The organism is Variovorax sp. 10N420 (assembly GCF_056394705.1).
Genome location: NZ_JBFTIJ010000005.1, coordinates 214,777 through 234,119 on the forward strand (window position 1 = coordinate 214,777; position 19,343 = coordinate 234,119).

The window sequence follows — 19,343 nt, forward strand, 5'->3', positions numbered from 1 at the left end:
TTCCTCTCAACCCCTTCATTTCTTCCAGCCTGAGAACACGCGGCCCAGCAGACCGCCGCGTTTGGCCGTGTCCCTGGCCGGCTGCTCCGCGGCTTGTACATCGATGGCGACGCCGGCCGAAGCCGATGAGAGCTGCGCCAGCGTCTCGTACACGTAGCGACGGGGCTCGACCCGGAAGCCCATGACCTGCTCCGCTTGCTGGAGCACCCGCATGGCGAGCAGCGAATCTCCGCCCAGGTCGAAGAAATTCTCGTCGGCATGGATGTCGTTGACGTCGATGCTCAGCGCGCTGGCCCAGATCTGCGCCAGGCGAGCCTGCTCGGGCTGCAGCAACGTATCGCGCTGGTTGGCGCGCGGCGGGACGGTCGGCACGGCAGGGGGGCTGGCGGTGAGCGCGGTCGGCTCTGCAGCGGACAGGCGCTGGAGGTATGCGGCGCTGGCCGATCCCGCGGGCGCGAGGATGGCTTCGAGCGTTGGATCGGCCTCGTCGACAACGCGGCGCAGCAACTCGATGTAGCGCTCCCTGAAGGCCGCGCCCGTTTCATCCTTGTAGACGTCGGCGTTGTACACGACAGAGCCTTCCAGCACGCTCGACTTGTCCATGAGCCACAGGCCCAGGTCGTCCGTCGCCCCTTGCTGGACCAGATGAACCTGTCGGTCCGAGAGGCCGCCGAGATCCGGCGCCCGCTCGCGCGCATCCTGGAACGAGAACAGCGCCTGGTACAGACCCACGCCTTGCGCACGCTCGGCGAACTCGGGTTCGCTGACCAGCCGTTCGAAAGGAATCTGCTGGTGATCCATCACCGAGATCAGTTCCTGCTTCACGTAGTGCATGAATTCGCCGAAGCGCAGCGACGCGTCCACCTGGAAGGGCATCGGCAGCAGATTGTTGAAGAAGCCCACAACCGGCTCCAGTTCCGGCGCCTCGCGCCCGCGAACCGGTGTCGCAATGACGATCGACGGCGTTCCGATGACGTTGCTCATCATCAGGATGTAGACGCCCAGGGTCAGCATGTTGAGCGTCATCTCATGGCGCTGGCCCACCTGGCGCAGGCGCTCGGTGAGGTCCTTGTCGACGGTGATCCAGTGCGAGCCGCCTCGGCCGCTCATGCCGGCCCGGCGCGGCATGTCCGTGCGCGGCGCCTTCGATGCGGGGGCGCTCGCGAAGCGGTTCTTCCAGTAGTGCAACTGCGTCTGGCAGGCGGGAGATTCGAGCCAGCGCGCATACCACTCGGCATAGTCGCCGTGGGTCGCCGCGAGAGGCGGCAGGCCGTGCGGCTCGCCGCGAACCAGCGCGCCATAGATAGTCGAGAGTTCCTGCTGCAGGATGTCGAAGGACCAGCCGTCCCAGATCAGGTGGTGCGGCACGAAAACGAACACATGATCGTCGGCAGCCATCCGGAACAGCGTCGCATTGAACAGCGGCGCCTTGTGGATGTCGATCGGCCGATCCGCCAGTTCGCGCATGCGTTCTTTCAGGGCTGTCTCGCGCTGGTCGTCAGGCAGTGCGCCGAGATCGACGACCGGTAGCTCGTAAGCCACCATGTCGGCAACCACGGCCTGCGGCTCGCCCGTGGCCGGATCAGCGCCCATGGACGTGCGCAGCGCAGGTTGCCGCTCAATGATGATGCCGAGCGCAGCCTTGAATTTGTCGACGTCCATGACGCCGCCAAGCCGGTGCGCGGAGGGGGCGTTGTACGTCGAGCGACCTGGATGCAGCTCTTCGAGGAAGCGGATGCGTTCCTGCATTGGCGTGAGCGGGGCGCTGCGCCGGCCCGGCACGACCCGGATAGCTTCACCGCGGGGAGCACCGCTCTGGCCAAGGGTGTCGATCGACGCGGCGAGCCGCTCCACCGTGGGCGCTTCGAAAAGTACGCGCAGCGGCACAGTGACGTCGAACTCGCGGCTCAGCAGCGTCGCGAGCCGCGCGGCGAGCAACGAATGGCCGCCGAGCGCGAAGAAGTCGTCACGGATCCCGAGGCCCGGCAGATTGAGCACGCGTTCCATGTGCTCGAGCACGATCCGCTCGCGCTCATTGCGCGGTGCGACCCGCTCGGCCGCCTGATCTCGCGTGGCGCTGGGCTTGGGCAGCGCCTTGCGGTCGACCTTGCCGTTGGGCAGGAAGGGGATGGCGTCCAGCGTCACCACGTGCTGCGGCAGCATGTACTGCGGCAGGCGTTCGCGCAGGCGGCGATCGAGTTCCGCCAAGTCGATCTTCGCGTTCGGCGATGGGCTCACATAAGCCACCAGACGCACATCGCCTGGCTGGTCCTCGCGCGTGATGACGACGCTGTTGCCGATGCCTGGAACTTCGTTGCATGCGGCTTCGATTTCCCCGAGTTCGATGCGATAGCCGCGCACCTTGACCTGGAAGTCGAAACGGCCCATGTGTTCAAGCAAGCCGTCGTTGCCCCAGCGGCCGCGGTCGCCCGTGCGATAGAGACGCGAGCCTGCCGCGCCCCACGGATCGGGAATGAAGCGGTCGGCCGTGAGTTCGGGCCTGTCGAGATAGCCGAGCGTCACGCCGATGCCGCCGATCACGATTTCGCCAGGTACGCCGATGGGGCAGCGCTGCCCCTGCGCGTCGAGGATCCACACGGTCGTGTTGGCAATTGGCTTGCCGATCGAAACGCCGCGCTGCGCGACGCGAGCCGGCTCGACGCGCCAGAGCGTCGACCAGATCGTCGTTTCCGTCGGTCCATACATGTTCCAGACCTCGCCGCAGCGCTGCAGCAGCAACTGCGCAAGGTCCGAGGGCAGGCCTTCGCCGCCGACCAGCGCCTTGAATCGCGATGTGCCGGGCCATTGCGCATCGAGCAGCAGACGCCAGCCACCCGGCGTCGCCTGCATCATGGTCGCGCCGCTTTCCTCGATGAGCGTGCGCAGCGCGTTTCCGTCCATCGTCGTGTCGCGCGAGACCAGGATCACTTCGGCGCCGACGGTCAGCGGCAACATCAGTTCGAGCACGGCAATGTCGAACGACAAGGTGGTCACCGCCGCGAGGCGATCGTCGGCTGTGATGCCGGGTGCTTCGCGCATGCTCTGCAGGAAGTTCGCGACTGCGCCATGGGGCACGCAAACGCCCTTGGGCTTGCCTGTGGACCCGGAGGTGTAGATGACGTAGGCCGCGTCCGCCGGCTGCGCGTCCTGCGGCGAGGGAACCAGTGCAGTCGCCGCCTTGTCGCGCCACGCGGTGTCCCTGTCGATCGAGAAGATGCGCGTTGCAGCGTCGGGGCGCCAGTTCGCTGGTGCGGCGGGGACGGTCGAGGCCGTGAGCAGCAGACCCAGCTTGGCGTCTTCGGCGTAGTAGTCGAGGCGCGCTTGCGGAAAGGCCGGGTCCAGCGGTACATAAGCAGCGCCGGTCTTCAGCACGGCCAGCAGCGCGACCATCATGTCGGCGTTGCGATCCAGGCACAGGCCGACGCGCTCGCCTCGTCCCATGCCGCGTTCGCGCAGGGCGTGCGCAAGGCGATTCGATTGTTCGTCGAGTTCTCGGTAGCTCCAGCGGCGCTCTCCGTCGCGCAGGGCGGTGCGTTCGGGGCTCGTTGCGGCGCGTTCGACCAAGGCCGCGTGCATCAACTGCGCGCCCGCCAAAGGCGTTTCCTGCGGCTGAAGCGCGACGAGCGCCTGCGTCTCCGCATCGGACGCCACGTTGAGACGCCCGATCGGCTGCAACGGATCTGACGCAGCCGCGCGAAGAAGGCATTCGTACATGCCGAGCCAACGTCTGATCGTGGCGTCGTCATACAGATCGGCGTTGTACTGCGCCTCGATCTGCATGCCCTGCCGGATCGGTGCCACGTTGATGAAAAGCTCGAAGTTCTCGTATCGGCGAGCGATCGAAGTCTGCTCCGATTCGATCTCCGGGAAGTTGCCCGTGACCAGCGCTCCGCTGTCCAGGTTGAACAGCACGTTCACCAGTGGAAGGCGGCTCGGATCGCGAGGCACCGGCAGCTTTCGCAGCAGGGCGCCGTAGGTCAGTGTCTGATGCTCGAAAGCATCCAGCAGCGTTGCGCCCGAAGAGCGTGCAAACGCGTCGAAGGACATCTGCGGCTCGATGGCGACGCGGATCGGCAGCGTGTTGACGCAATGGCCGACCAGCGTCGGCATGTCGCTCGGCATCTGGCCGGCTGCGGCGATGCCGATCACCAGATCGTCTTGCGCCGTGAGCCGGTGCAGGGTGGCGGCGAAGGCGCTGAACATCGTCGCAAACAGGCTGGCGCCCGACGCGGCGCCGACCTTGCGCAGCGAGTCGATCAGGTCCTGGTGCAACACGTGGTCGACACGGCGGGAATTGAAGGTGCGTACCGCGGGTCGTGGATGGTCCAGCGGCAGTTCGAGCACCGGCAGGCTGCCGCCCGTGAAGCGCGACAGCCAATAGTCGACATGGCCCTGCATCTCCGGGCTGGCGGCTTCCTGCGCTTCCCATGCGGCGTAATCCGAATACCGCGCCGGTGCTTCGAGCGACGGACCGGCGCCGATCTGCTCCGCATAGAGCAGCCCGAGATCCTGACTGATGACGCCCCAGGACCAGCCGTCGCAGACGGCATGGTGGGCCGTCATGATCAGCACGTGCTCGACGGCAGACAGTTGGAAGAGCGAGGCCCTGAAGAGCGGTCCCTTCTCCAGCTCGAAGGGCTGCAGTACGGCGGCGAGGCCCTCATCCTCCAACCGTCGCTTCTGCGCAGCGGGGTCGAGCCCGCACAGGTCGTGTTCGGACAGGTCGACCGGCTTGGCTTCGCCAATCAGAAGCTGCGTGCCATCGGGTGAGATGGTGGAGCGCAGAGACTCGTGTCGGGCAACCAGCCGGTCGAGCGCTGCGGACAGCGCCTGAGCGTCCAGTTCGCCCTTGAGCTGCATCCGGAGCGCCTCGTTGTAGGCCAACGATGCGTCGGGACTCAGCTGGTCGCCCAGCCAGACCTCTCGCTGTGCTTCGGTCGTTGGAACAATGCGCTCGATCATCCCTGACGCGAAGGGGTCGAAGTCCTCCGCGGCCGGGGCAGAGGGTGGGGTCAGGACAGCTTCGGTCATGCTTGGAACTTCGTGAATTTGCCTTGTGCGTTGGGGTCGGGCACGAACCACGCGGGCTGGCCGTCCTTGTCACGGCCCAGGCGCGCGTTCGGAACTGGCGGATGCGACGGGTCGAATGCCGCCTGGACCACCGCGCGTCGCGGCAGCAGTTCGGCCTCTTGCATCTCGGCCACCGATTCCTTGAAGGCGGACTTGATGGTCGCGATGTCCTGTTGCGAATGCGCGGTCGTCATGAAGCAGGGGAAGTTGTCGAGGATGTGCACGCCGCGGCTGCGCATCATCGCGAACAACAGATCCTGCAGGGGATGGTCTTCGAGCCAGCTCACGCGCCATAGCGACGAGAAGTAGCGGATCTCGAGCGGCGCGCCGACCTCGCGGCAGAAAGCCGACAACTCGTCGGCCATGGCCGCGGTGTGCAGGTTCAACTGGGTCTGCAGCTTGTTGTTGTCCTGCTTCAGGTGTTCGAGGGCGGCCTTGGACGCGGCGAGCGCCAGCGGGTGCCGCACGAAGGTGCCGGCGAAGTAGGTCACGCCCACGGTGGGCACCGAATCGTCCCCGTACTGCCACGGGCCGCCGTCGAGCGCGTCCATGTAGGTGCGCTTGCCGGCGATCACGCCGACCGGGAAGCCGCCGCCGAGCACCTTGCCGTAGCAGGCGAGGTCGGCGCGGATGCCGAACACCGCCTGCGCACCGCCCAGGTCGCAACGGAAGCCGGTGATGACTTCGTCGAAGATCAGGCAGGTTTCGGACTTCTCGGTGATGGCCCGCACCTCGCGCAGGAATTCGCGCGGCTGGAAGTCGGGCCGGCGGCTTTGCACCGGTTCGACCAGCACGGCGGCCAGGTCATCGGCATTGGCGCGGATGAACTCCAGCGCTTCCGGCGTGCCGTAGTCCAGCACCCTGACATCTCCGAACATGCCCTGCAGCACGCCGGGCGCCGCCGACATGCCCTTCGCATTGCGCCCCGCGCGCACCAGCACTTCGTCGAACGTGCCATGGTAGGAACCGGTGAACAGCACCACGGTGCTGCGGCCGGTGACCGTGCGCGCGATGCGCAGCGCGGCCATCACGGCCTCCGAGCCCGTGTTGCACAGACCCGCGCGGTCGAAGCCGGTCAGGTCGCACAGGAGCCTGGTCACGTCGGCCGCGAGCGGATGCTGCGGGCCGATCTCGTAGCCCAGGTCAAGCTGCTTGCGCACCGCGTCGTTGATGAAGTCCGGTGTCCATCCGAACAGGTTCATGCCGAAGCCGTTCAGCGTGTCCACGTACTCGTTGCCGTCGATGTCCCAGAGCCGCGAGCCCTTGGAGCGCTCGACGACGATCTGGTAGGTGATCTCCTTGGTCGCGGGGCGAAAGCCGTTGACCACGCGCGGGTCGGCCATGTGCGAACGGTTGCGATCGGTGAAGGCCTTGCTGCCGCGCGTGCGCTCCACATAACGCCGCATGAAAGCCGCCAGGCGGGCCTTCTGCCGCTCGGTCGGTTCCTTGCTCTGCGTGTGGATGCGCGCGATGGCGCCGAAGGCTTTCTTGACGTCGTACTTCTGCAGAGGCGCGGCGGGCTCCTCGGCAGCAGCCGGCGTGGGGGAAGTGGACGCCGTGGCCGCGGCGGTGGCCATGGGCGTGGGTTGCTCCGTCGCCGGTGCCGGCAGCACGGGGCTGACCGGAACCGTCGGCGCCGCCGACAGCAATGCGAGTTGCTGTTGCATCAATAGCATCTGTTGCGCGATGACTTGCTGCATCAGGGAGCCGTTGCCGGCGCCGAGACCGGCCATCGGCTGGATCGCCGCCGTGGCGGGCATGGCCACCGGTGCCACCGGTTGGGGCGCGGCAATCGCAGCGGTTGCCGGCACCGGCGCCGCGACCGCGACCTTTGCCGGCTCGGGGGGCAACGTCGCGTCCAGGAACTCCGCCAGCGCATCGAAGCTGCGATAGCTTTCCATCAGCTGCCTGAAGGTGAGGTTGACCTTGAAGGTCTTCTTGACCTGCAACGCGGCCTGCGTGAGCGTGAGGGAGTCGAGTCCGATCTCGACGAAGGGTGCTGCGCCCTCGACGTCCGTCATATCGACGCCCGAGAGGTTCTCGAACAATTCGCGCAGGCGCGTGACGAGGGATGCACGGCGCGCAGGGGGCGCGGAAGAGGCGACAGCAGCGACAGTCATTGTCAACTCCGGGATCGATGTGGAAAGTGGGACGGAAAGGGCGGAATGGTCGGAAAAAGCGGAAACGTCGAACCCGGGCGCAGCGGCAGCGGCAGCGGCAGCGGCCGGAACGTCGGCAGGCGCCGTCGCCATCTCGACCCAGAAACGCCTGCGCTCGAAGGGATAGGTGGGCAGCCGCACACGATGCTTGCGTGCGCGCGGATCGAGGGCGCCGAGATCGATCTCGACGCCTTGCGACCAGAGGCGGCCGGCGGCGAGTCGCCATGCGGCGCACTCGCCCTGCGCCGGGTCCGGCAGCAGCGACGCGGCGGGTGCGAGTACGGCCTTGGTTGCGTGCTGGCGCACCAGCGTGGCCAGGGTATTGCGGGGGCCGATCTCGATGAAGAGCGGATGTGCGAGCTGGCCGAGCACTTCGCGAACCGCGGGCGAAAAGCGCACGGTTTCACGCAGGTGCCGCGCCCAGTAGTGCGGGTCCGTGGCTTCCTCGTCCGTCAACAGGCGGCCGGTGAGCGTCGAATAGATCGGCAATTTCGGCGCCGACAGCGGTGTCTCGCGCACCAGCGCTTCGAAGGGCGCGACGGCCGCTTCCATCATGGCGGAGTGGAAGGCGTGCGAGGTCTGGAGCGTCTTCGCGACGATGCCCTTGCCCTCCAGCACCATGCGCAGGTTCTCGATCGCATCGCTCGGACCTGCGGCCACGCAGACGGCCGGGCCGTTGTCGGCGGCCAGCGAGATGCCTTCGGGCAAGAGCGGCAGCAGCTCGGCGGCCAAGAGGCGCACCGACAGCATCGTGCCGGCGGGCAGCGCCTGCATCAGCGCGCCGCGCTGTGCCACGAGCCGCGCGGCGTCGTCGAGGCGCATCACGCCGGCCAGCACGGCGGCGGCGAATTCGCCCACGCTGTGGCCGATCATGGCGCCCGGCGTCACGCCCAGTGCCATGAGTTGGCGCGCCAACGCGTATTCGAGCGCGAAAGTGGCAGGTTGGGTGACCGATGTCGGGGTGAGTGCCGTCGCATCGTCCGAGAACATGCGTTCGCGAAGATCGAAGCCCAGGACGCCATCGAAGGCTCGCAGGCACTCGTCGAAGGCGGCGCGGAAGACAGCATCGCCAGCATAGAGTGCGCGGCCCATGCCCGCGTACTGCGCGCCTTGGCCCGGGAACATGAATACCGGTTGCGGCATCCAGGCATTGACCGAGCCGCCAGCGCGAGCCGCAGAGTCGCCGGTACGCAATGCCGTGACCGCCTCATCGAAAGTTTCGGCGACCACGCAGGCGCGATGCGCAAACTGCTTGCGGCCGACACGCAGGGTGTGCGCCACATCGGCCAGCGCGACATCGCGATGCGTGTCGAGGTGATCGGCCAGTCGCGCTGCCGCGGCGGCGAGCGCCGCCGGTGAGCGGGCGGAAAGGGTCAGCAGTTGCGGGCCGGTTGCGGGATCGGAGGGCGCTCTCAGCGGCGCCTCCTCGATGATCACGTGCGCGTTCGTGCCACCGACGCCGAAGCTGCTGACGCCCGCGCGGCGGGGCGTGGCCTCGCGCGGCCAGGCGCGCAACTGGCTGTTCACCCGGAAGGGCGAGGCGTCGAAATCAATGGCCGGGTTCGGCGACTCGTAGTGCAGGCTTGCGGGAATCGCTTCGGCATGCATTGCGAGTGCGGCCTTGATCAGGCCGGCCGCCCCGGCGGCCGTGACCATGTGGCCGACGTTGCTCTTCAGAGAGCCGATGGTGCAGAAGCCGGTGTCCGCGGTGTGCGCCGCATAGGCGTGGGTGAGGCCTTCGACCTCGATCGGGTCGCCCATCGGCGTGGCGGTGCCATGCGTTTCGACATAGGAAACGCTGCGGGCCTCGACGCCCGAGCATGCCAGCGCGGCCTCTATGACAGCGGCCTGCCCGTCGACACTTGGCGCGGTGAAGCTGGCCTTGGCGCCGCCGTCGTTGTTGACCGCCGCGCCGCGCAGCACGGCATAGATGGTGTCGCCATCGGCGATCGCGTCGGACAGCCGCTTGAGCAGCACGACCGTTGCGCCGTCGCTGAAGACCGTGCCCTTCGCCTTCGCGTCGAAGCTGCGCGTATGGCCGTCGGGCGACAGCATCGAGCCTTCGTTGTAGAGATAGCCGCTGCGCGGCGGGCAGGTGATCGACGCGCCGCCCGCGAGCGCCATGCGGCACTGGCCGGTGCGCAGCGCATGGAAGGCCTGCGCCACGGCCACCAGCGAAGTCGAGCAGGCGGTGTGCACGCTGACGGCCGGGCCGGTCAGGCTGAGACGGTTCGCCACGCGGGTGGTGATGTAGTCCTTCTCGTTGCCGAGCATCACCTGGAATTCGCCCACCATGTCGATCAGGTCCGGGTGCGCGGACACGTGGCGCTGGAAGTAAGTCGCGTTGGACATGCCGCCGAACACGCCCACCGGGCCGGGCGCCTGGTCGGGCACATAGCCGCCGCGTTCGAGGCATTCCCAGCAGATCTCGAGAAACACGCGGTGCTGCGGGTCCATCAGCTCCGCCTCCTTCGGGTTGATGCCGAAGAAGGCTGCGTCGAACTGCTCGATGTCGTCGATCACGCCGCGTGCGCGCACGTAGGAGGGGTCGGCCCGCAAGGCGGCGCTGACGCCGGCGTCCAGCGTCGCGTCGTCGAAGAAGGTGATCGATTCGCGACCCGCCATGAGGTTGTCCCAGAACTGCTCGACGTCCGCGGCGCCCGGGAAGCGGCCTGCCATGGCGATGAGTGCCACCGGCTCCATGCCCTGCATCGCTTGCGGCGCGGGCCTGTCAGCCTCGCGTTGCGGCGTGGCGGGCGCGCTGTCCTGCATGCCGATGGCCAGGGCCGCGGGCGTGGGCTGGCGGAAGAACAGGTTGGTCGACAGGCGACGATCGCTGCCGCGCTGCAGATCCTTCAGCACTTTCAGCACCAGCAGCGAATCGCCACCGAGATCGAAGAAGTTGTCGTTGCGACCCACCTGGTCGATGCCGAGGGCGCGTGCGAACGCTGCGCATACCTTGCGCTCGACATCGTCACGGGGCTCCTCGAAGGTTTGCGCGAGTTCGGGTCGTTGCCTCGGCGGCTCAGGAAGCGCGCGGCGATCGAGCTTGCCGTTGGTCGTGACCGGCAGTTGTTCGAGCCAGACCTGCGCCGCGGGCAGCATCGCTTCGGGCAGGCGCTCGGCGAGGTGTTGGCGCAGGGTCGTCCACGGCACCTCGGCACCACGGGCTACCAGGTAGGCTACCAAGCGAAGCCGGCCGGCCGCATCTGCGCGCGCGATGACTGCGCAGGACTTGACGCCCGGGTGCGTGAGCAGCGCCACCTCGATTTCGCCAGTCTCGATCCGATGGCCCCGGATCTTGACCTGCCCGTCGATGCGGCCGATGTACTCGATGGTGCCGTCGGGCAGCCAGCGTGCCTGGTCCCCGGTGCGATAGAGCCGGTCGTCAGCCCCGCCGAACGGATCGGGGACGAAGCGCTCTGCCGTCAGGTCGGGGCGCCGCAGGTAGCCGCGCGCCAGGCCGCGTCCGCCGATGCAGAGCTCGCCGACGAGGCCGGCGGGCAGCATCGCCATCGTCGGGCCCAGGACGCGGAGGGTCGTGTCGTTGATGGGCCGTCCGATCGGCACCGAGCGCGCGTCGGCCGGCAGGTCGCGCGGAATGTGGTGCGTGGCCGCGAAGGTCGTGCATTCCGTCGGACCGTAGCCGTTGATCAGCATGAGGCCGGGCAGGGCGGCCATTGCGCGCCGCACATGCGGAACCGACAGAGCCTCGCCGCCGGTGAGCAGTTGACGCAGGCCGGCCAGCTGTGCGGGATCGTCGTCGACCACCGCATTGAAGAGCGCAGCCGTGAGCCAGGCGGTCCTGACCGAATGCCGTGCGATGGTGCGCGCCAGTCCGGCGCCGGTCGGCACCTGTTCGTCGTGGACTACGCAGATGCCGCCGTTCAGTAGCGGGCCCCAGATCTCGAGCGTGGATGCATCGAAACCAAGCGGCGCCGCGTGCAGCATGGCTTCGCCGGGCGGGAGTTCGACATAGCGGGCACCGACCACGAGACGAAGAATCGATCGGTGGCAGATCTCGATGCCCTTGGGCGTGCCGGTCGAGCCCGATGTGTACATCACATAAGCCACCGATTCGCCGCTTGCCGGCGCGGGCGCGAGCGGCGGCAGCGAGGCGTCGTCGGCAGGCTCATCGATCGACAGTAGCGCCCGGCCAGTGGGGACGAGTTGACGGTGCGCGGACTGGGTCACAACCAACCCGACATCGGAATGCGACAGCATGAAGGCGATGCGTTCGGCCGGAAAGTCCGGCTGCACGGGAACATAGCCCGCGCCGGCCTTCAGGATGCCAAGCAGAACGACCACCGCTGCGCTCGAACGGTCGAGCATCACGCCTACGGTATCTCCGGCGCGAACGCCGCGCGCCTGCAGCCTGCGCGCCATGCGTCCAGCCCGATCGGACAGCGCGCGATAGGTCACGGGCCCGTCCTCGCCAACCAAGGCGATGGCGTCGCCTTGCGCCGCGACCTGGCGTTCGAACGCGGCGTGGACGGTGAGCGCCGGGTCGTAGTCGGAAGCCGGGGTGTTCCACACTTCCAATTGCCGCTGCCGGTCGGATGCCGGCAGCGTGCGGATTTCGCGCAGGGTGGCCGTCGGCCGCTCCAGCAGATCCCATGCAGTGTCCGTGAGCGCGGCCAGCAGGCTTTCGGCGACTGCGCTCTCGAGGACCGCGGCAGCGATCGTCATATGGAGCATGGCTCTTTGCCCAGGCGGGAAAGCCGTCCCCAGTTGAAGCATCGGACCGTCACTGCCGACATCGGGCGCTCCGTCGCGAAGCCACAGGGCAAAGGGCGGCGCGTCGGTCGCCGGAACCGTGGCCGCGCTGCGACGAGCCTGATCGGCATCCGAAAGCCATTGGCCCACGGTCGCATCGCCGTCGCAATGGATCACGGCAGCGACGACGCGGGCAGGCGACGATGCGTCGACCACGGCTTCGCGAAGCTCCACTGCCGGGTTTCCCAGCCAGCGTGACTGCAGGAGGCACCAGGCTGCCGCAAAAAGCGTGTCCGGGAGAAATCGGGATGCCTGGAGCCGCTCGGCCAGTTGCGCGGTGAGGATCGCAGGCAGCGCGGAGTTGCTGCTTTGACGAGTCTGGGGCGCGTTGCCGGAGGGGCGGACGAACAGGTCGATCAGCGAGAGCGACACCGCCTCGGGCGATGTGGGGGAAAGAGGCTGTTGTTCCATGGACTGCGACTCCGCGTATGAAATGTCCGTTGCCCTTCGGGGTCTTGCTTGTTTCAACCGTTACGTCTTTTCGGCGGAAGATGTATCAAAGCCAAAGGTAATCACAAAGCGCTAATTTTCAGCCGGGACTCCATATTGCCCTCTGCAACGCGCCTGCGCCACCGTACGAAAGGCCGTATGGCTCAGCCTATGTCGTTTGGATGCTCTGCAACGTTCGAAGCACTTGGTTGCGTTTTGCTGCCGGAGGAATGCTTCAACGCAGATACGATTTTGCACTCATTTATACAAAATGAATACAAATAGCTGACATTAATCGTCAGTTTACGTGGCAAAAAAACGCGCTCAGACGGTCGCTTCGTCCAGCGTCCCGTCGCCAAGAAGATGGGCGGCATCGGCCCAACCCACGAGCGTGAAGCCCTGCGGCGTCCAGAGGAGGCGGTTGATCGCGGCATTGCCCAGCTCCCAGGTGCGCGGCGCCTGCAGATCCTGCCGGGTCGCGTCACGATAGAGGACGTCCATGACGCCCCCATGGGCCACGATGGCTATCAGTTGGCCCGGGTGTCTCGCAGCGATGCGCGATGCCGTGCTGGTGACCCGTTCGCGAAAAGTGAGCAGTGACTCTCCGCCTTCGGGTGAGAATTCGGGGTCACGCGTACGCCACAGCCTAGCCTGAAGGGGCAGCTTGGCATCGATGTCCGCATAGGTTTGTCCTTCAAAAAGGCCGAAAGCCCTTTCCCGCAGCCCGCGGTCAGGTGTGACCTCGACGCCGTGCGCCAGCGCGATTTCCTCTGCCGTTTGCCACGCGCGTGCCAGATCGCTGGCATATATCGCGGCAATGGGCTCGTCCTCGAGCGCCATCGCCACACGCCGCGCCTGCCAAAGACCGGTGTCGTTCAGCGGGATATCGAGCTGTCCCTGGATGCGGCAGTCGACGTTCCAGGCGGTTTCGCCGTGGCGAACGGCGATGACTCTGGTGGGCTCCATATCCGCGAAGATTTTAGGGCGGCCCCTGAACCCGGGGGGTCGGCGGGGCTTGGTTCCTGGCCGTCGGAATCTCCAGGTTCACCCGCCGCTCACCCGGCGGTGGATGGGGAAATCCCTGCAGCGCCGCCTGGAACATCACGGGCAGTACATCGGCGCTGATGTTGTAGGGGCCGTCGTTTCGGGCGTGTGTTTCATAGACGACCCGGTTCGATGGGAGTTCGCGGAGCACGATGCTGACCTCGCGCGTGTACCAGGGGTTCGAAGCGGCCGGGTACATCGGCCCATACCACCCACCGCCATACCCGTAGCCCCAGCCGCCGTAGCGAGGGCCCGGACCCCACCATGGCCCCGGTCCCCAGCCCGGCCCGCCAAACCAGGGATCGACCCAGGGGGACAGCTCGGACGTGACGCGAGCGCCGATCTCTGCGGTGTAGCGGGGCGCCGAATCGTCGCGGCGCAAGCCCACGCTTTCCAGCGCGGGTGTCGCCATCGCCTCCAGTTGCAACTGCGCGCGCAAGTCGTATTGCTGTGACGGGAGCCGCTCGAATCTGTAGGTCGCATCGGCGGGCACGGAGCCGATCTCCGAAAAGCTGCGGACGTCGCTGTCGACCACCCAGTGGGTGGCGCAGCCCGAAAGACTTGCGATGAGCACGAGAGTGGCCGGTAGGAATCTCATGCACGGCCTCCGGCCTTCAGATTTGGACGATGCGCAGCGGCGACTCGACTGGAAATTCGGGAGCATCGAAGGCCTTGTCTCCGTCGGCGTCGGGCACGCCTGTCGCCTTCAGACCTTTGAAGTCGAACGACGTTCCATCGAGCAGATGCGAGGGCACGACGTTCTGGAGAGCGCTGAACATGTTCTCGACGCGCCCCGGAAACTTGCGCTCCCATTCGCGCAGCATTTCGCCGACCTGCTTGCGCTGCAGGTTCTCCTGGCTGCCGCACAGCGTGCACGGAATGATCGGGAACGCGCGGTGCTGCGCCCAGCGAACCAGATCCTTTTCGGCCACGTAGGCGAGGGGCCGGATCACGATGTGCTTGCCGTCGTCGCTCACCAGCTTGGGGGGCATCGACTTGAGCTTTGCCGCAAAGAACATGTTGAGAAAGAAGGTCTGCAGCATGTCGTCACGGTGATGGCCCAGAGCCACCTTGGTGGCGCCAAGCTCGTCGGCCACGCGGTAGAGAATGCCGCGCCGCAGCCTGCTGCAAAGTCCGCAGGTCGTCTTGCCTTCAGGAATCACGCGCTTGACGATCGAATAGGTGTCCTGCTCCTCGATGTGAAAAGGCACACCCAGCGCAGTCAGATAGCCGGGCAGCACATCCTCTGGAAACCCGGGCTGCTTCTGGTCGAGATTGACCGCGACGATGTCGAAGTGAATCGGCGCCCGCGCTTTCAGCTTGAGAAGAATGTCGAGCAGGCCATAGCTGTCCTTGCCTCCCGACACGCACACCATGACCTTGTCGCCCTCTTCGATCATGTTGTAGTCGACGATGGCGCGCCCCACTTCGCGGCAGAGGCGCTTTTCGAGCTTGTGCGTCTCGCGCTCGATCTTCAGGGTATTGGTGGACGAAGGGGTTTCGTCGATCCACACGGCACTCATTTACTTGCTCCTGAAAACTTCTACTCCGACTGCATCGCAATCGGGGTACACATCGGGTTTTGCCGTCGACACGCGCGCCGCATGCACCTTCGGATGCAGCAGCACTTGCGTCAGGATGTCGTCGCACAGCGTTTCCTGCAAGTGGATATGCCCCTTGCTCAGGCGCGTGGCGACGGTGCGGCGGATGAAGTCGTAGTCGACGACTTCATCGAGCTCATCCTCTTTGGGCGTAGAGACATCGAGCGGCACGTACAGGTCGACATTGATGATCACGCGCTGCTCGGCGCGTTTCTCGAATTCGTGCACGCCGATGTTGATCCACACCTCGTAGTTGCGCAGGAAGACGCGTCTGCAGGTGAGCAACAGGGGATCGATGGCGACGTGAGTCATGGAGCAGGTGCTTTCAGAAGATCGTCGACGACAAACATGATGTCGCGCGGGAGCGGCACCAGGTGCTGGCCGTTGTCGACGCAAAGTGTGGTGCCGGTCACGCTGGGGGTGCCGGCAAGGAAGACGCAGGTTCGCGCGACGTCGGCAGGGTCGATGGGCCGGCGCATCAGATTGGCGCGCGAAGCCTTCTCGAAGTTGTCCCCCGTCTGCGCCCCGCTCATGAAGAGAATGCCCGGCGCGACGCCGCAGATACGCACCGTTGGCGCCAGCGACTGGGCCTGCAGCGCCACGGCGCGTTCAAGCGCTAGCTTCGACACTGTGTAAGAAAAGTAATCGGGATTCAGGTTGTAGACCTTCTGGTCCAGCACGTGAATGGTCGAACGGTCGATGCCGTCACCCGGCGTCGCGTTCTGCGCGAGAAGACGCGCAAACGAAAGCGGCGCGATCAGGTTCACGCCGATCTGGCGCATCGCGGCATCGGCATCGAAGTCGAGCCCGGTGTCGGGTTCGAAGGCCGACGCGTTGTTGACGATGCAAGCCAGCGGCACATCGGCCGAGACCTGGCCGATCAGCCCGCGGCGGCTTTCCTCGTTGCCGATGTCGGCTTCGATGGCTGTCGCGTCGTGGCCTTCGGCGCGCAGCCTCGCGCACAATGCCAGTGCCTCTTCGCGTGAAGCTCGGTATTGGCACCACACGCGCCAGCCCGCGCGCGCGAAAGCTTCGCAGACCGCGGCACCCAGCCGCTGGCCGCCGCCGGTCACGAGCACGCCCTGGCGTGGGGACGATTGAGCCATCCTGATAAATTTCCCGTATGAACCTGGAGCAGGGCGCCGGTCGCGCCACCCCTTTGACCCGGATTATCGATGCCGCGCTGCAGCGCGACGGCGGCTGGATGCCATTCGACCGCTTCATGGCACTGGCTTTGTATGCGCCCGGATGGGGCTACTACGCCAACGCGAGCCGCAAGTTCGGGCAGATGCCGACTTCAGGCAGCGACTTCGTGACGGCGCCCGAACTCACGCCACTCTTCGGCCGCACGGTGGCCGTGCAAGTGGCCGAAGCGCTCACCCGGACCGCCACCGATGAAGTGTGGGAATTCGGCGCCGGCTCGGGCGCCTTGGCGCTCCAGTTGCTCGGCGCGCTGGGCGATCGCGTGGCGCGCTATCGCATCGTCGACCTTTCGGGAACGCTGCGCGAGCGCCAGCAGGAGACCCTGGCCGCATATGGCGACAAGGTCGAGTGGCTTTCCGAACTGCCCGAAACCATGCGCGGCGTAGTGGTGGGCAACGAAGTGCTCGACGCGATGCCGGTGCAATTGCTGGTGCGAATCGGCGGCGATTGGTTCGAGCGTGGCGTGGTGCGCGAAGGCGAAGGCTTCGCCTGGCAAGATCGCCCGACCGACCTGCGGCCACCCGTGGAGATCGAAGGCGATCACGACTATCTCACCGAGATCCATCCGCAAGCCGAAGCCTTCATCGCCACGCTCGCGGATCGCCTGAAGCAGGGTGCAGCCTTCTTCTTCGACTACGGCTTTCCGGAGCCGGAGTACTACCACCCGCAACGGCACATGGGCACAGTGATGTGCCATCTCGGTCATCAGGCCGATGGCAATCCGCTGGTCGACGTCGGCGCCAAGGACATCACCGCGCACGTCAACTTCACTTCTGTCGCGCTTGCGGGGCAGGAGGCGGGCTTCGAGGTGCTGGGTTATTGCAGCCAGGCGAGGTTCCTGTTGAACGCCGGCATCCTTCCCATGATGGAGCAGGCCACGCTGGCCGAGCGCAGCATGGCGGTGCGGCTGATCCATGAGCACGAGATGGGCGAATTGTTCAAGGTGATCGGCTTCACGGTCGGGCCGCACTGGGATGCGCTGGGTTTTGCCGAAGGCGATCGCACTCACACCCTGTAACCCACCCTGTAGTCCATAAGCTAGAAACCAACTGTTGGTTGGAAATCCGCCGCGGGCGGCCTACATTGTCTGGATGCCACGATTGGACCTGTCTGAATGACCGCAGTTGCCTCCCCTGAAGCCGACGCCAGAAATGCGCCGCCACAGCCCTTCGAAGTGCGGCGTTTCGATGCGCCCGTGGGTGCCGAAATCGTCGGCCTCGATATTTCCAAGCCGATCAACGATGAGGACTTCGCGCGCATTCACCGCGCGCACCTCGATCACCACGTCCTCGTCTTCCGCGATCAGCCGATCACGCCTGCGGAGCACGTGGCTTTCAGCCGTCGCTTCGGGCCGCTGGAAATCCATGTGCTGCACCAGTTCCATCTGCAAGGGCACCCCGAAATCCTGATCGTCTCGAACATCAAGGAAAACGGCGAGCCCATCGGACTGGGCGACGCAGGGGCCTATTGGCATTCCGATATCTCCTACAAACCACGGCCGAGCCTCGGCTCGCTGCTGCACGCGCAGGAATTGCCGAGCGAGGGCGGGGATACGCTCTTCGCTGATCAGCACCTGGCATGGGAAGCGCTCGACCCGGCCCTGCAGAAGCGGATCCTGCCGCTGAAGGCGGAGCACAGCTACCTTGCCAAGTACGAAGAACTGCGCGCAAAGAATCCATGGCGGCCGAAGCTGTCGCAGGCGCAGATCGATCAGGTCGCCCCTGCTGTGCAGCCCGTGGTTCGTACGCATCCGGAAACCGGCCGAAAGGCGCTCTTTGTCAGCGAGCACTTCACGACGCGCATCGTCGGCATTCCGCAGGCAGAAAGCGATGCGTTGCTGGCGGAGTTGTTCGCGCACAGCGTGAAGCCCGAATTCGTCTACCGCCATCAGTGGGCGCCGCACGATCTCGTGTTCTGGGACAATCGCTCGTTGATGCACCTGGCTGCCGGAACGCCCGACGCGTTGCGGCGCAAGCTCTACCGGACGACGATCGAGGGTGATCAGCCTTTCTGACGCTGTCTTAGGTTCTGGCTCGGTTCAGGTGCGGGATCGGCTCGGTTCTAATCGGCCCTCATGAGCTCCAATTTTTCCACGGCGGACGATTTGCGCGTCGCCCATGCGCTGGCGGACGCCGCGGCGGCGCATTCGCTGCGCCTTTTTCGCACACCGCTCGACATCATCGCGAAAGCCGATGAAAGCCCGGTCACACAGGCCGACCGCGCGGCCGAGACGGCGATGCGCGACATCCTCGGCGCCGAACGGCCGGCCGATGGCATCCTCGGCGAAGAGCACGGCCGCGAGCGGCTGGAAGCGGATCGCGTCTGGGTGCTGGACCCGATCGACGGCACACGCAGCTTCATTACCGGGTCGCCGCTCTGGGGCACGTTGATCGCGCTGGTGCGCGGCGGGCAGGTCGAGCTGGGAATGGTCGACATGCCGGTGCTTGGCGAGCGCTGGGTGGGCCAGGCAGGCGTTGGTGCCAACCGCAATGGACGGGCGGTGCGCGCGCGGGATTGCAAGTCCGTAGCGGAGGCTCGCATCGTCACCACGTCGCCCGACATCTTCAATGCAGCGGACTGGCAAGCCTTCGACAAGCTGAGCCGCCAGTGCGCGATGCGGCGTTTCGGCGGCGACTGCTATGGCTACGCGCAGCTCGCAGGCGGCACGGTCGACCTGGTGGTCGAAACCGGCCTGCAGCCCTATGACTATCTGGGCCCAACCGGGCTCATCCAGGCGGCCGGCGGCACGGTGACTGACTGGGAAGGGCGGCCGCTCGGCCTGCAATCCGACGGGCGCGTGATCGCCGCAGCAACCCCGGAACTTCACCGACAGGCATTGGCCCTGCTTGCGGCCTAAACTCAGCCGATGATTCGCTGGCTGATCGTCGTCGTTCTCGCGCTCGTTCTGATGAGCGGGCTGACTGAATGGCTGCGCCGCTTCGGCTTCGGACGGCTGCCCGGCGATTTCGAGTTCCGTGCCTTTGGACGCGAATGGCAGTTGCCGATCGCCAGCACGGTCGTTCTCAGCATGATTGCGGCGTTGATCGCACGATGGATTTGA

The 19,343-nt window shown here is 66.1% G+C and carries 11 protein-coding genes; 4 read left to right on the forward strand and 7 right to left on the reverse strand.

The features are described from left to right. Window positions 1–15: 15 nt before the first annotated feature. From AC1DEK_RS14970 to AC1DEK_RS15000, 7 genes are all read right to left on the reverse strand, one after another. The gene (locus AC1DEK_RS14970; protein WP_478126038.1) at window positions 16–5,031 is read right to left on the reverse strand and encodes an amino acid adenylation domain-containing protein; all 5,016 of its coding nucleotides are present in this window, start codon (window positions 5,029–5,031) and stop codon (window positions 16–18) included. Then, window positions 5,028–12,416 (reverse strand): amino acid adenylation domain-containing protein, encoded by a 7,389-nt coding sequence (locus AC1DEK_RS14975; protein ID WP_478126039.1) that lies wholly within the window; start codon window positions 12,414–12,416, stop codon window positions 5,028–5,030. The genes AC1DEK_RS14970 and AC1DEK_RS14975 overlap by 4 nt, the downstream gene beginning before the upstream one ends. Before the next feature lie 342 nt (window positions 12,417–12,758). Continuing rightward, window positions 12,759–13,400 (reverse strand): histidine phosphatase family protein, encoded by a 642-nt coding sequence (locus tag AC1DEK_RS14980; RefSeq protein WP_478126040.1) that lies wholly within the window; start codon window positions 13,398–13,400, stop codon window positions 12,759–12,761. A gap of 13 nt (window positions 13,401–13,413) precedes the next feature. Beyond that, window positions 13,414–14,076, reverse strand: coding sequence for a DUF4136 domain-containing protein (locus tag AC1DEK_RS14985; RefSeq protein WP_478126041.1), 663 nt, complete (start codon window positions 14,074–14,076; stop codon window positions 13,414–13,416). A gap of 16 nt (window positions 14,077–14,092) precedes the next feature. Continuing rightward, window positions 14,093–15,001: a tRNA 2-thiocytidine(32) synthetase TtcA gene (gene ttcA, locus AC1DEK_RS14990; RefSeq protein WP_478126042.1), complete on the reverse strand. Its 909-nt coding sequence runs from the start codon at window positions 14,999–15,001 to the stop codon at window positions 14,093–14,095. Beyond that, window positions 15,002–15,391, reverse strand: coding sequence for a dihydroneopterin aldolase (locus AC1DEK_RS14995; protein WP_478126043.1), 390 nt, complete (start codon window positions 15,389–15,391; stop codon window positions 15,002–15,004). After that, window positions 15,388–16,185, reverse strand: coding sequence for an SDR family oxidoreductase (locus AC1DEK_RS15000; RefSeq protein WP_478126044.1), 798 nt, complete (start codon window positions 16,183–16,185; stop codon window positions 15,388–15,390). Before AC1DEK_RS15000 ends, AC1DEK_RS14995 begins: the two co-directional genes overlap by 4 nt. Window positions 16,186–16,283: 98 nt before the next feature. On the opposite strand from AC1DEK_RS15000, the gene AC1DEK_RS15005 reads away from it, so the two are divergent. The 4 genes from AC1DEK_RS15005 to AC1DEK_RS15020 all read left to right on the forward strand — a co-directional run bounded on the left by AC1DEK_RS15005 (window position 16,284) and on the right by AC1DEK_RS15020 (window position 19,343). Beyond that, window positions 16,284–17,300: a class I SAM-dependent methyltransferase gene (locus tag AC1DEK_RS15005; protein WP_478126318.1), complete on the forward strand. Its 1,017-nt coding sequence runs from the start codon at window positions 16,284–16,286 to the stop codon at window positions 17,298–17,300. Between the two features lie 96 nt (window positions 17,301–17,396). After that, the gene (locus AC1DEK_RS15010) at window positions 17,397–18,296 is read left to right on the forward strand and encodes a TauD/TfdA dioxygenase family protein (protein ID WP_478126045.1); all 900 of its coding nucleotides are present in this window, start codon (window positions 17,397–17,399) and stop codon (window positions 18,294–18,296) included. Between the two features lie 60 nt (window positions 18,297–18,356). Continuing rightward, window positions 18,357–19,139 (forward strand): histidinol-phosphatase, encoded by a 783-nt coding sequence (hisN, locus tag AC1DEK_RS15015; protein ID WP_478126046.1) that lies wholly within the window; start codon window positions 18,357–18,359, stop codon window positions 19,137–19,139. A 9-nt stretch (window positions 19,140–19,148) separates the two neighbouring features. Then, on the forward strand, window positions 19,149–19,343 hold the full coding sequence (locus tag AC1DEK_RS15020) for a DUF2905 domain-containing protein (RefSeq protein WP_478126047.1): 195 nt from the start codon (window positions 19,149–19,151) through the stop codon (window positions 19,341–19,343).

Bases quoted from the DNA above. Each gene is read 5' to 3' on its own strand.
- AC1DEK_RS15005 (WP_478126318.1), top strand. From the start codon at position 16,284: ATGCCATTCGACCGCTTCATGGCACTGGCTTTGTATGCGCCCGGATGG.
- AC1DEK_RS14975 (WP_478126039.1), bottom strand. From the start codon at position 12,416: ATGGAACAACAGCCTCTTTCCCCCACATCGCCCGAGGCGGTGTCGCTC.
- AC1DEK_RS14985 (WP_478126041.1), bottom strand. From the start codon at position 14,076: ATGAGATTCCTACCGGCCACTCTCGTGCTCATCGCAAGTCTTTCGGGC.
- ttcA (WP_478126042.1), bottom strand. From the start codon at position 15,001: ATGAGTGCCGTGTGGATCGACGAAACCCCTTCGTCCACCAATACCCTG.
- AC1DEK_RS15000 (WP_478126044.1), bottom strand. From the start codon at position 16,185: ATGGCTCAATCGTCCCCACGCCAGGGCGTGCTCGTGACCGGCGGCGGC.
- AC1DEK_RS14995 (WP_478126043.1), bottom strand. From the start codon at position 15,391: ATGACTCACGTCGCCATCGATCCCCTGTTGCTCACCTGCAGACGCGTC.
- AC1DEK_RS14970 (WP_478126038.1), bottom strand. From the start codon at position 5,031: ATGACCGAAGCTGTCCTGACCCCACCCTCTGCCCCGGCCGCGGAGGAC.
- AC1DEK_RS15020 (WP_478126047.1), top strand. From the start codon at position 19,149: ATGATTCGCTGGCTGATCGTCGTCGTTCTCGCGCTCGTTCTGATGAGC.
- hisN (WP_478126046.1), top strand. From the start codon at position 18,357: ATGAGCTCCAATTTTTCCACGGCGGACGATTTGCGCGTCGCCCATGCG.
- AC1DEK_RS15010 (WP_478126045.1), top strand. From the start codon at position 17,397: ATGACCGCAGTTGCCTCCCCTGAAGCCGACGCCAGAAATGCGCCGCCA.
- AC1DEK_RS14980 (WP_478126040.1), bottom strand. From the start codon at position 13,400: ATGGAGCCCACCAGAGTCATCGCCGTTCGCCACGGCGAAACCGCCTGG.